The 12,791-nt window shown below is 58.2% G+C and carries 13 protein-coding genes; 2 read left to right on the top strand and 11 right to left on the bottom strand.

Translation table 11 applies throughout. From position 1 onward, the window contains the following. Positions 1 to 2 precede the first annotated feature (2 nt). From rplB to ABDZ98_RS08040, 11 genes are all read right to left on the bottom strand, one after another. Complete coding sequence (rplB, locus tag ABDZ98_RS08090) at positions 3 to 839, bottom strand: 50S ribosomal protein L2 (protein WP_160589772.1); 837 nt, start codon at positions 837 to 839, stop codon at positions 3 to 5. A 4-nt stretch (positions 840 to 843) separates the two neighbouring features. After that, entirely contained in the window at positions 844 to 1,155 is a 312-nt protein-coding gene (locus tag ABDZ98_RS08085; protein ID WP_160589773.1) for a 50S ribosomal protein L23, read from the bottom strand. Next, entirely contained in the window at positions 1,148 to 1,771 is a 624-nt protein-coding gene (rplD, locus tag ABDZ98_RS08080) for a 50S ribosomal protein L4 (RefSeq protein ID WP_160589774.1), read from the bottom strand. Before rplD ends, ABDZ98_RS08085 begins: the two co-directional genes overlap by 8 nt. Positions 1,772 to 1,773: 2 nt before the next feature. Then, entirely contained in the window at positions 1,774 to 2,637 is an 864-nt protein-coding gene (gene rplC, locus ABDZ98_RS08075; RefSeq protein WP_160589775.1) for a 50S ribosomal protein L3, read from the bottom strand. Positions 2,638 to 2,904: 267 nt separating this feature from the next. Further along, entirely contained in the window at positions 2,905 to 3,216 is a 312-nt protein-coding gene (gene rpsJ, locus ABDZ98_RS08070; RefSeq protein ID WP_034905023.1) for a 30S ribosomal protein S10, read from the bottom strand. A gap of 161 nt (positions 3,217 to 3,377) precedes the next feature. Further along, positions 3,378 to 4,568, bottom strand: a complete 1,191-nt coding sequence (tuf, locus tag ABDZ98_RS08065) for an elongation factor Tu (protein WP_160589776.1) — start codon at positions 4,566 to 4,568, stop codon at positions 3,378 to 3,380. 93 nt (positions 4,569 to 4,661) lie between these two features. Beyond that, positions 4,662 to 6,755 (bottom strand): elongation factor G, encoded by a 2,094-nt coding sequence (fusA, locus tag ABDZ98_RS08060; RefSeq protein WP_160589777.1) that lies wholly within the window; start codon positions 6,753 to 6,755, stop codon positions 4,662 to 4,664. Between the two features lie 129 nt (positions 6,756 to 6,884). Continuing rightward, a complete protein-coding gene (gene rpsG / locus ABDZ98_RS08055) occupies positions 6,885 to 7,355 on the bottom strand; it encodes a 30S ribosomal protein S7 (protein WP_160589778.1) in 471 nt (156 codons plus the stop codon). Positions 7,356 to 7,379: 24 nt separating this feature from the next. After that, positions 7,380 to 7,751, bottom strand: a complete 372-nt coding sequence (rpsL, locus tag ABDZ98_RS08050; protein WP_160589779.1) for a 30S ribosomal protein S12 — start codon at positions 7,749 to 7,751, stop codon at positions 7,380 to 7,382. A 479-nt stretch (positions 7,752 to 8,230) separates the two neighbouring features. After that, on the bottom strand, positions 8,231 to 8,620 hold the full coding sequence (locus tag ABDZ98_RS08045) for a hypothetical protein (RefSeq protein ID WP_160589780.1): 390 nt from the start codon (positions 8,618 to 8,620) through the stop codon (positions 8,231 to 8,233). A gap of 289 nt (positions 8,621 to 8,909) precedes the next feature. Continuing rightward, on the bottom strand, positions 8,910 to 10,523 hold the full coding sequence (locus ABDZ98_RS08040; RefSeq protein WP_160589781.1) for an RNA-directed DNA polymerase: 1,614 nt from the start codon (positions 10,521 to 10,523) through the stop codon (positions 8,910 to 8,912). A 147-nt stretch (positions 10,524 to 10,670) separates the two neighbouring features. Between ABDZ98_RS08040 and ABDZ98_RS08035 the strand changes: the two genes are divergently transcribed. Then, a complete protein-coding gene (locus ABDZ98_RS08035) occupies positions 10,671 to 11,330 on the top strand; it encodes a hypothetical protein (RefSeq protein WP_237437364.1) in 660 nt (219 codons plus the stop codon). Between the two features lie 95 nt (positions 11,331 to 11,425). Further along, positions 11,426 to 12,655, top strand: coding sequence for a hypothetical protein (locus ABDZ98_RS08030; RefSeq protein ID WP_160589782.1), 1,230 nt, complete (start codon positions 11,426 to 11,428; stop codon positions 12,653 to 12,655). Positions 12,656 to 12,791 lie beyond the last annotated feature (136 nt).

Below are 12,791 nucleotides of genomic sequence, written 5' to 3'. Positions count from 1 at the left end.
GCTTACCTCTTCTTTTTCGCGTGACGCGAACGGATGATCATCTTGTCCGTCTGCTTGTTCTTGCGGGTACGGGCGCCCTTGGTCGGCTTGCCCCACGGCGTAACTGGATGACGGCCACCCGAGGTACGGCCTTCGCCGCCACCATGGGGGTGATCAACCGGGTTCTTGGCGACACCACGCGTCAGCGGCTTTACGCCCATCCAACGCTTGCGGCCGGCCTTGCCCAGGTTCTGGTTCTGGTTGTCGGGGTTCGAAACCGCGCCAACCGTACCCATGCAATCACCACGAACGTAGCGCTGCTCACCCGAATTGAGGCGCACCATAACCATGCCGCGGTCACGACCGACCAGCTGCACATAGGTGCCCGCCGAACGGGCGATCTGGCCGCCCTTGCCCGGCTTCATCTCGACATTGTGGCAAATCGTGCCGACGGGCATCTGGCCCAGCAGCATGGCATTGCCAACCTTGGTGTCGACCTTTTCGCCAGCGATGATCGTGTCACCCACGGCCATCCGGTTCGGCGCGATGATATAGGACAGCTCACCGTCGGTATATTTGATCAGGGCGATGAAGGCAGTGCGGTTGGGATCATATTCGATCCGTTCCACGGTTGCTTCCATGTCCCACTTGCGGCGCTTGAAGTCGATAAATCGATACTTCTGCTTGTGCCCGCCGCCAATGCCGCGGCTGGTCACATGGCCCTTGTTGTTGCGGCCACCGGTCTTGGTCAGACCCTTGGTGAGAGACTTGACCGGCTTGCCTTTGTACAGGTCGGACTTGTCTACCAGGATCAGGGCACGGCGTGCCGGGCTGGTCGGGTTATAGTTTTTCAATGCCATCGGATCAGCTCACACCTTCGGTGATGTCAATCGACTCGCCTTCGGCCAGCGTGACAATCGCCTTCTTCATGTCGCTGCGCTTGTAGGGCTTGCCCTTCCAGCGCTTCGTCTTGCCTTTGTGGACAATGGTGTTCACGCCCGTGACCTTCACGTCGAAGAGAGCCTCAACCGCATCCTTGATCTGCGGCTTGGTCGCTTCTCCGGCCACCTTGAACACAACGGCGTTATGTTCGGAAAGCAGGGTTGCCTTCTCGGTGATATGGGGGGCGAGGATCACGTCGTAGTGACGCGCGTCCACTTCGCTCTTCTTAGCCATTGAAACGCGCCTCCAGCTTTTCGACAGCGGCCTTGGTCAGGACCAGCGTATCGTGATTGAGGATGTCATAGACATTGGCACCCACGGCCGGCATCACATTGACACCCGGCAGGTTGCCAGCGGCCAGGCGGAAGCCGTCTTCGACAGTATCGCCATCGATCACCAGCACCTTGCCGTTCCAGCCATTCTTGCCGAACGTTGCTGCCAGCGCCTTGGTCTTGGCATCCGAGAGCGACAGGCTGTCAACGACCACCAGGCCGTTGTTTGCCTTGCTCGACAGAGCCATGCGCAGGCCGAGAGCGCGGATCTTCTTGTTGAGCGACTGCTCGAAGTCACGCTTGCGGGCACCGTGGGCCTTACCACCACCGATGAAGATCGGAGCAGCGCGGTCACCATGACGGGCACGGCCGCCGCCCTTCTGCTTGCCGAACTTGGCACCGGTACGGGCAACGTCGGAACGTTCGCGCGTGGGACGGGCGGTGGCACGGCGGTTCTCGAGCTGCCAGGTAACAACCCGGTGCAGGATATCCGCGCGCGGCTCGAGGCCGAACACGGCATCGCTAAGCTCGATGTCGCCCGACGCCTTGCCGTCGATTTTCTGGACCTTGACCTTCACGATCAGGACTCCTTGCTCTCGCCGTCGGCGGCGCCGTCAGCGTTGTTCTCATCGGCAGCCACACCGGAATTCTGTTCCTCAAGCAGCGTTGCTTGCTGCTCCAGGGTCACTTCGGGCTGCACTTCATGCTCAGCTGCACCCTCGACCAGGCCGGGAGTTGCAACGTCATGCTCGGGCTGCGTGCTCTTCTTTTCCAGGATCGCACCGGGGAACGGCACGCCTTCGGGAAGCGCAAGCTTCACGGAATCGCGAACCATCAGCCAGCCGTTCTTCGAACCGGGCACAGAGCCCTTCACGAAGATCAGGCCACGCTCGGCATCGGTCCGCACAACTTCCAGATTCTGCTGGGTGCGCTGACGATCGCCCATGTGGCCGGCCATCTTCTTGTTCTTGAAGACCTTGCCCGGATCCTGGCGCTGACCGGTCGAACCGTGCGAACGGTGACTGATCGAAACACCATGGGTAGCGCGCAGGCCCTTAAAGCCCCAGCGCTTCATGGCACCGGCAAAACCCTTGCCCTGCGTGTGACCGGTGATGTCCACCTTCTGGCCGGCAATGAAATGCTCGGCAGAGATGGTGGAACCTACCGGAAGCAGGCCGTCTTCATTGTCTACGCGGAACTCGGCGACACGCTGCTTCAGACCGACTTCAGCCTTGGCGAAAGCTTCGCGCTGCGGCTTGTTGACGTTCTTCTGCTTGGCCTCGCCTGCACCAACCTGAACCGAGAAATATCCATCGCGGTCTTCAGTACGGTGAGCGGTGACCTGGCAATCCTCAAGCGCCAGAACGGTGACAGGCACATGCCGGCCATCTTCCTGGAACAAGCGGGTCATCCCGACTTTCTTCGCGATCACGCCAGTGCGCATGATCCAAACTCCTAAACAGAGGCCTGCCGGACCATCCGACAGGCTTGCACAGCCCAATATGTGATGCATCGCCCCGTCCGGGCTGAGGTGCCCTCCCCTGTGCGGGAGAGAGCGAGACGGGGGACGCAGACCCGGACCATGTTTTCCCGAAGGAAAGATCCGGCGGTATCCCAATGTCTTGCATGAACTTGCGATCATGCGGGGCCATTGAGGGCCCCTGGAATTTCGCGGTCCGTTTACAGTCCGGACCGAAGACCTGCGGCGAAATTAAGCGAGCTTAATTTCAACGTTCACGCCAGCTGCGAGATCAAGCTTCATCAAAGCATCGACCGTCTGGGCGTTGGGCTGCACGATGTCGAGCAACCGCTTGTAGGTGCGCACCTCGAACTGCTCGCGCGACTTCTTGTCGATATGCGGGCCGCGGTTCACGGTGAACTTCTCGATACGCGTCGGCAGAGGAATGGGACCCCGAATAAGTGCGCCAGTGCGGCGAGCAGTGTCCGCGATCTCACCAGTTGCCTGGTCGAGCACGCGGTGATCAAACGCCTTGAGGCGAATACGGATATTCTGAGCTTCCATGTCCATTACCGATGCGAAAGAGCCAAAGGGAGCCGAAACCCCCAAAAAACAAGAGACCGCCCCGCCTCACCGCGCCTCTTTCGAAGCTTCGGGAAGGGGCGGCCCCCTAGAAATCTCCACCGACCGAATCCCTTAAAGATCCGGTCGGTGGCGAGCCTATATTACTTAGTGATCTTGCTGACAACCCCCGAACCCACGGTACGGCCGCCTTCGCGAATTGCGAAGCGCAGACCTTCGTCCATGGCGATCGGTGCGATCAGCTTGACCGAGATCGTAACGTTGTCACCAGGCATGACCATCTCGGTGCCCTCGGGGAGGATCACTTCGCCGGTCACGTCGGTGGTGCGGAAGTAGAACTGCGGGCGGTAGTTGGCGAAGAACGGCGTGTGACGGCCACCTTCATCCTTCGACAGCACGTAGACTTCGGCACTGAATTCAGTGTGCGGGTTGACCGAGCCGGGCTTGGCCAGAACCTGACCACGCTCAACTTCTTCACGGCCAACGCCACGGATCAGGGCGCCAATGTTGTCACCAGCTTCACCGCGATCGAGCAGCTTGCGGAACATTTCCACGCCGGTCACGACGGTCTTGGCAGTGTCCTTGATGCCGACGATTTCAACTTCGTCGCCAACATTCACAATGCCGGTCTCAACGCGGCCGGTCACAACCGTACCACGACCAGAGATCGAGAACACGTCTTCGATCGGCATCAGGAAGGGCTTGTCGACCGGACGGTCGGGCTGCGGGATGAATTCGTCAACAGCGTCCATCAGGGCGATGATGGAGTTCTTGCCGATTTCATCGTCACGGCCTTCCAGAGCGGCCAGGGCGGAACCCTTGACGATCGGAATGTTGTCACCGTCGAAATCGTAGCTGGACAGCAGCTCGCGGATTTCCAGTTCGACCAGCTCGAGGATTTCCTCGTCGTCGACCTGGTCAACCTTGTTCATGTACACGACCAGAGCCGGCACGCCGACCTGACGGGCGAGCAGGATGTGCTCACGGGTCTGCGGCATGGGGCCGTCGGCAGCGTTCACCACCAGGATCGCGCCGTCCATCTGGGCAGCACCGGTGATCATGTTCTTCACATAGTCAGCGTGGCCCGGGCAATCGACGTGTGCATAGTGACGTGCAGCGGTTTCATATTCGACGTGTGCGGTCGAAATGGTAATGCCGCGCTCGCGCTCTTCGGGAGCCTTGTCGATGTTGGCGAAGTCGACGGCAGCGCCGCCGTGGATTTCAGCCATCACCTTGGTGATTGCGGCCGTCAGCGTGGTCTTGCCGTGATCGACGTGACCGATGGTGCCGATGTTGCAGTGCGGCTTGTTCCGCTCGAATTTTGCCTTTGCCATTGTTCCAATAACCTTCTTAGTTCGAATCTGATTTTTTAAAGATCAGGCGGGCACCCGCTGAATCAGGCGCCGCCCCTAGACGTTGAGCCGGCCTTACGCAAGCTTCTCCTTGACCTCTGCCGCAACATTCGCGGGCACTTCGTCATAATGGGAGAACTGCATCGAGTACTGCGCGCGGCCCTGCGAGAACGAACGCAGTTCATTCACGTAGCCGAACATGTTGGCCAGCGGCACGAATGCCTCGACCGCCTGTGCGTTGCCGCGCGTGTCGGTGCCCTGAATCTGGCCACGACGGGAGTTGAGATCGCCGATCACGTCACCCAGATATTCTTCAGGCGTCACAACTTCGACCTTCATCACCGGCTCAAGCAGTTTGATGCCGGCCTTTTCAGCCGCTTCACGCATGGCGCCGCGACCGGTGATTTCGAATGCCACCGTGCTGGAGTCGACGTCATGGTATTTGCCGTCGAGCAGCTCGATGGTGAAATCGATGATCGGGAAGCCAACGAGATAGCCGCTTTCGGCCTGCTCGCGCATGCCCTTTTCGATCGAGGGGATATATTCGCGAGGAATATTGCCGCCCTTGATGACATCTTCAAAGACGATGCCCTGCCCGCGCTCACCCGGGGTGACCCGGACCTTGGCTTCACCGAACTGACCCGAACCACCCGACTGCTTCTTGTGGGTGTAGGTAACTTCGACGGAACGACCCAGGCTTTCACGATAGGCCACCTGCGGTGCACCGACATTGGCCTCAACCTTGAATTCGCGGCGCATGCGGTCAACCAGGATGTCGAGGTGAAGCTCGCCCATGCCCTTGATGATCGTCTGGCCCGATTCATGATCGGTCGAAACGCGGAACGAGGGATCCTCGGCAGCCAGGCGGTTGAGGGCAACGCCCATCTTTTCCTGGTCGGCCTTGGTCTTGGGCTCCACCGAAAGCTCGATAACCGGCTCGGGGAATTCCATCCGCTCGAGGATGATCGGCTTGGCAGGATCGCACAGCGTATCGCCGGTGGTGGTTTCCTTCAGGCCAGCGATGGCGACGATGTCACCGGCAAATGCCTCATCGATGTCTTCGCGGTTGTTGGAATGCATCAGCAGCATGCGGCCGATCTTTTCCTTCTTGTCCTTGACCGAGTTGAGCACGGTGCCCTTGGCCAGACGTCCCGAATAGATGCGGGTGAAGGTGAGCGAGCCGACGAACGGATCGTTCATGATCTTGAACGCCAGTGCGGAGAACGGTGCGTCATCCCTGGACGGGCGCATTTCTTCGGTTTCACCGTCGAGCAGCACGCCGCGAATGGCTTCCACGTCGGTCGGCGCGGGCATGTAATCGACCACCGCGTCGAGCAGCGGCTGAACACCCTTGTTCTTGAAGGCAGAGCCACACAGAACAGGCACGAAAGCCTGCTCCAGCGTACCCTTGCGGATCAGGCGCTTCAGCGTGGCCGCATCGGGGATGTTGCCTTCCAGATAGCTTTCCATGATCTCGTCATCCTGTTCGACGACAAGCTCGATCATCCGCTCACGATATTCGGCGGCCTTTTCGGCCATGTCTGCCGGGATATCGACATAGTTGAAGGTGGCGCCCAGGCTCTCGTCTTCCCACACGATGCCGCGGTTGTTGACCAGGTCGACAACGCCGAGCAGATCAGCTTCCGCACCGATCGGGAGATAGAGCACCAGCGGCTTCGCGCCGAGGCGCTCCACGATGCTGTCCACGCAGTAATAGAAGTCCGCGCCGGTGCGATCCAGCTTGTTGATGAAGCACATCCGCGGAACCTTGTACTTGTCCGCCTGGCGCCACACGGTTTCGGACTGCGGCTCAACGCCGGCAACGCCGTCAAACACGGCGACCGCGCCATCGAGCACGCGCAGCGAACGTTCGACTTCGATGGTGAAGTCCACGTGTCCGGGCGTATCGATGATGTTGATGCGGTGCTCGGGGCCCTGGCCGTCTTCCGCCTTCCAGAAAGTGGTCGTCGCGGCAGACGTAATGGTGATCCCGCGCTCCTGCTCCTGCTCCATCCAGTCCATCGTCGCAGCGCCATCGTGCACTTCGCCGATCTTGTAGGACTTGCCGGTGTAGTAAAGGATACGCTCGGTAGTCGTGGTCTTGCCGGCATCGATGTGGGCCATGATGCCGATATTGCGATAGCGCTCCAGCGGATAGTCGCGGGCCATGTGAAATTCCTCGGTTCGTAAGGGGCAACCCTGGTCAGGCTGCGCCCCATATAGTTATAAATGTGACCGCTTGAAGACCGGGGACGCCGCCCCCGGCCCTCAACAGCGAAGCACTACCAGCGCCAGTCCTTACCAGCGATAGTGGCTGAACGCGCGGTTGGCATCGGCCATGCGGTGCGTGTCTTCGCGCTTCTTCACGGCATTGCCGCGGTTGTTGGCAGCATCCATCAGCTCTGCCGAGAGACGGGCAGCCATGGTGGTTTCCGCACGGCCGCGGGCAGCACCGATCAGCCAGCGAATGGCCAGCGCCTGGGCACGCTCGGGGCGAACTTCCACAGGCACCTGGTACGTGGCACCGCCAACGCGGCGGCTGCGCACTTCAACCGAAGGCTTGATGTTGTTCAGGGCCTCATGGAAAGTTTCCACCGGATTGGTCTTGGCGCGAGCCTCAACCGTTTCCAGCGCGCCATAAACGATGCGCTCTGCAGTGGACTTCTTACCGTCCAGCATGAGGTTGTTCATGAACTTGGACAGTACCTCATCACCAAACTTGGGATCAGGCAGGATAACCCGCTTTTCGGGACGACGACGACGTGACATATCTTAATTCCTTATCCCGAAAGCTTACTTAGGACGCTTCGCGCCGTACTTCGAACGGCTCTGCTTGCGATCCTTCACGCCCTGCGTATCGAGTACGCCGCGCAGCACATGGTAACGCACACCGGGAAGATCGCGCACACGGCCGCCACGGATCAGCACAACGGAGTGCTCCTGGAGGTTGTGGCCTTCACCGGGGATGTAGGCGATGACTTCGCGCTGGTTGGTCAGACGAACCTTGGCCACCTTGCGCAGAGCCGAGTTCGGCTTCTTCGGCGTGGTGGTGTAAACGCGGGTGCAAACACCGCGCTTCTGGGGGTTCTCTTCCATCGCAGGCACTTTGCTCTTGGCCTTGACGGGATCGCGGCCCTTGCGGACCAGCTGGTTGATCGTCGGCATATTCTCTCTTCACCTAGCTTGCTGCGACGACGACATTATCATCGCAGGTCACCTCATCCGGGCGCGAAAGCGGTACCCGCTCTCACATTGATGAGGTTCCGGCCTGGCCACACGGCTCACAAGGACTGGCCCTGCAAATCGGCGGTTTGGCCTGAAGGCACTACCGGCCCGAATGGATTGTTCTTGGATCGCGCTTCCGTCCGCTTCGTCATTCCCGCGAAAGCGGGAAGCCAGCGAAACAAGGGAGCCGCCGCAAGGCGACATCCCGTGAAGCACGAGCCGAAAACACTCCACCCGAGCACTTGAGCACCGGGTTACTTTGACAGGCCACCCCAATTGAAAAAGGAGCCTTGGCGAGTCTCCCCGCAAGGCCCCCGATTAAAAATGGGACAAAACCGCCAATGTTCAGCTCTGTTTGACCAAGGAGGAGCGAACTCCGTCTCGGTCGAGCGGGCCTTTAGGGTGATTCCCCCCTCCGGTCAATCCCGGTCCCGGTCGCGCGGCCGGTCCCGATCACGGCTACCGTCACCGCGCGCTGGGTAATTGGGCATCCGCGTTCCGCGCGGCGGCTCGTATGAGCGGCCTTCATAATGGCGATAGCGCTCCATATTGCGCGCGGGAGGCTGGCGGTAGAAATGGCCCGGATCGGCCCGGCGATAGGCGCTGGAGATCATGTCGAGCCGGAAATAGAAATATCCGTCCGTCCCCCAGTAGCCATCATAGAACGGTCCGTAAAACCCGTCATACCACACGCTGTAAGGGTGACTGTACCAGCTCATCCCCACGCCATAGGTCATGTGATTGGCGCAGCCGACAAGCGTCAGCGGAGCGGCAACAGCCAGACCGAGCAGAATGAGCGGGCGTTTCATCAAGGGTCTCCATATCTGCGCCCCACCCAGCGTGGGGCCCGATCCATGGAGGGCCTGCGCGACAAGCGCGTTAGCCCAGCTTGCGACCATGGAGAGTGTTCAATGCCCTATTGTGACGGACAACGCTTTGCGCGCGCGCAAAGTTGGTTTGGGAGGGGTGTTTGGAGCGCGGGACTTAACCGACAATGGCCTGCTCTATCTGACGTTGGAGGAGCGGACTCCCGTTTCGCATTAACGCGACTTGGGACGGGATTGGGGTCGGTGGCACAATACTGACATCATACAAAAATCACATTAACTCAATGAACCAGTCATCGCCATGCTGCCTCATATTCTTAAGCAGGGGGCGCTTTTCATCATCTGACAATGAGGGATGCTCTCTTACCGCAAAAAAAATGGCGCGCCTCACGAATTCAGGGACATTACCAAAAACATGAATTGCAAGCCGACGAATTCGCGCTCGGTCTAGGCAAGGATACCCCAGAGACACCACTTCACGAAAAAAGAGCATGCAGTCCAATTGAAGGTGATTGTCCACAATTTGGCGCACATAGCGCGTTTCTCTGAATGCATCATGCGCGGCAAGACGTAAAACCGGCACCTGAAGAGGGTAGGCACAATGCTCCCAAGCCATCTCATCAAATAGGACGCGCCTGATTTCATCACACTCTTCTGCTGAAAATTTGGCAGCTTCCTTTACAAGGGCGTCAGCTATGTAAAAGATGGCAGTCAGCCTGCGATCCAGTAATAACTTAAGAATCTCAACATCATGATCGACGTAAACAAAAAATTTTACTGCCAACTTAAGCTTTGACTCAAACTCATGTTCTTGACAAATATTTATTTCACTTAATATCGCCCCCTTTCCTATCTTCTTAATATTTTTTAGAGCATCTTTTCCTGGTTCTTTATAAAATTTTGATATTGATCCTTTCCCGCTAACCTGAGCCAGCCTCTGCACTTCGATCTTTTTTTCGAGGTCTATTGCCTCATGCTCACCACCCTGAAAAAGATTGGCAATCTCCGCCACTTCTTCCGGATTAACTATCTTCGAAATAGACGTCTTCCGACTGTTGAGCGACAAACCCTCTTCAGCCAGCAGAGTTGTCAATAACTCGACTGCCTTTAGTGCCTCGAAGCGCGTCTCTGTAAAGATACGAAAATCATCTACGTATCGAATAAAGACAATGTTCGAATCATTCAATTTTCGATCGACCTGGAGAAGTGTTGCCTCGGACAATATTCTACTTGCATCCGAGCCAACAGGAATACCAAAGCTCCGTCGATCACCTGCCCAAAACAGAAGCACTTCCCTTATCAATGCGACATATTTTGGCTCTATTCCAATATTGAGAAGATGGTTTTCAAGGGTGTGATTGCCAATTCGATCGAAGAAATTTGCGATATCGGTTATGATTTTCCATTTACCAATTCGCTCAGAAGAAAGTTCCGAAGACCGTCTTCTAAAACTGTCATAACCAAAATTGGCGTCAAAAATTTCCTCCGCAAGATCTGATTTTCTATGTGAATGTATCACATTGTCTTGTTTGCTAATTCTTTTACTCTCTATATTATCGAAAGTAAGCAATGATAGAGCCAAATACTTTACTGCATCAAAAGGATCGAGCCACGCCACCTCTCTAAAGGTACTCTCGTCTTTAGCGACCAATCCGCGGCGAGCAGAACCTATACGAGCATCTTGAAGGTTCGCGGACTTAAGAAATTTAAGCGTTTGATTATAAGCCTCTTTTCGGAAACTGTCTTCGTTTTCTCCTAGAATGCTGCTCTCGATTGAGCGTGAAAATATCGGTGGTCGAAAAACATCGTCTGTACCCTTATTGAGAATTCTAGCGATAGCCATGTCTATCGCAGATTTCACCTTTTCGAATTCGGCTTTGTCCAATTTCGCCTCCGCCTATTCTCAATTCTTACAATGCCACACAGACAGTAATTATCTTGAACTTTAAATCTAACTCAAATGACTACAATCACTAGATCAACAAATATCCACGCTTTCCTACACCCGTCCCCTTATGCCAGCGCTCATGGCATGAATACACGCAACCCCCGCAAAATCGCCCGCCAGGGCACGTCCTATATGACGACCCGCTCCGGTGAGGCACTCGATCCCGCTGATCCGCTACTGGATTTCGCGCCGGTTCCGCATGCGGCTCCGCGCCGCAATTCGATCACGGCGGAGCGGCAGCGGGCCTTTATTGCGCATCTGGCGGCCACGGGCATTGTCACCTCTGCCGCCAAACATATCGGCGCGAGTATGGAGGCGCTGTACAAGCTGCGGAAGCGCCCCGGCGCGCAGGAGTTTGATGCGGCGTGGGATGCGGCGGTGGACCGGGGGGTGGCGCGGCTGGAGGATACCGCTCTGGCCCGTGCAATCGAGGGGGAGGAGCGGCTGGTGGTCTCTGCGGGCAAGGTGGTGGGCAGCGAGCGGCGGCATAATGAGGCGCTGGTGATGTTCCTGCTGCGCAATCGCCGGGCGGATCGCTATGGCGCGGATATTCGCCCCGGCCACCCGCTGTATGAACGCATCCGCGCAGAGGTTCTGGCCGCATCCCAGCTGGAGCGGGCGCACGATGAGCGCAGTGTGCTCGAAAGCCTCAACGCCAAGCTCGACCTGTTTCGCCAGCGCGAGGAGGCGGTGCAGGTGTTGCTGGAGGACCAGCGCGCGGCCAGGCAGCCGCCGGGGACGTGACAAACTGTTACAAACAAAGTCAACGAGAGGTATGGCTTCCGGGAGAAAACTCCCATAAACTCCCCTGCAAACACCCTTGGGAGAGGAACCTTACCATGACCCGCAACGGTCTTACTTCACGTATCGCCATCGCCGCCGCCGCTCTGGCCGTGGCATTTACCGCACCTGCCGCCATGGCCCAGTCGCGCCCGGCGGACCTCACCGTCCTGCCTCCGGTGCCGACCGACTACACGCCGGAAAAGACCAGCTGGGGTGACTATAATTTCACTGGCACCTGGCCGATTGAAAAGCTCAACGAAGGCCGCATCCTGTTCCAGCGCCCTGCCCAGTATGGCAACCGCTTCTGGGTAACGGATGAGGAATTCGAGCGGCGGCTGGCAGCAGCGCGCGGCAATGACGGCAATTTCACCCAGGCCAATGAAAACGGCATCGGTGCCGGTGGTACGCAGGGCCTGGCCGAATGGTTCGAAGGCGCCGATTTCGGCAAGCGCACCTCCATGCTGGTCAGCCCGGCAGACGGCCAGCTGCCCGCCCTGACGCCGCATGGCATGGAACTGTTCCGCGAAGGCCGTTCCGGCTGGGTGCCCGGTCAGGCGTATGACTGGGTGGACGATTTTGACAGCTGGGACCGCTGCGTGTCGCGCGGCTTCCCCGCCTCCATGTATCCGTTCCGCTACAACAACGGCATCCGCGTGTTCCAGTCTCCGGGATACATCACCATCGTGCTGGAAATGCTCGGTACGCGGGTGATCAAGATCTATGACAGCAAGGAAGAGGCGCAGGCCGCCGGCTGGGACGATGCAGTGGAAGCCTGGATGGGCAATTCACGCGCCTGGTGGGAAGGCAAGACGCTGGTGATCGAGACGACCAATATCGTTTCCGGCGATGCGGCGACCGACGATGTGTCCAAGCGCTCTGCCAGCCCGCTCAACATGGCCACGCAGTTCACCGGCACGCTGGATGTTCCCGCCTTCAACACCGTGCCCATGAGCACGCAGGCGATGACGGTGGAGCGGCTGACCATGACCGGCCCCAACGCCATCGTGCACGAGCTGACCTATTCCGACCCTGAGGTCTATACCCAGCCCTGGACCACCCGCATCGAGTGGTCGCGTGACGAGGAATATGAATTCTTCGAATATGCCTGCCATGAAGGCAATTACATGCCGCGCGACTATATCAGCGCCAGCCGCGCACAGCAGGCGCGCATTGCCGCGGGCGAGGAAGAGGCGGTGACCGCCGAGAATGATGACCGCGCACGCTTTGCCCAGCCGTTCGACTGGGATCCGGGCGTAGGCCCCCGCCCCGGCTTCGGTGGCGGCTGATAAGCTGGGTCATGCAGGCCGGATCTGATCCGGTAGCCTGAACATCAAAAAGAGGCCCCGATCCACTGCGGATCGGGGCCCTTTTTCATGGCTTTTTCATCGCTTGCCGGATCTGAGCGACCTTGCGCCCTTCACC

Source organism: Alteraurantiacibacter aestuarii, from assembly GCF_039523595.1.
In the GTDB taxonomy this organism is placed as follows: Bacteria; Pseudomonadota; Alphaproteobacteria; order Sphingomonadales; family Sphingomonadaceae; genus Alteraurantiacibacter; species Alteraurantiacibacter aestuarii.
The sequence above is the reverse complement of the archived record's forward strand: the minus strand, read 5'-3'. Positions and strand labels throughout refer to the sequence as shown.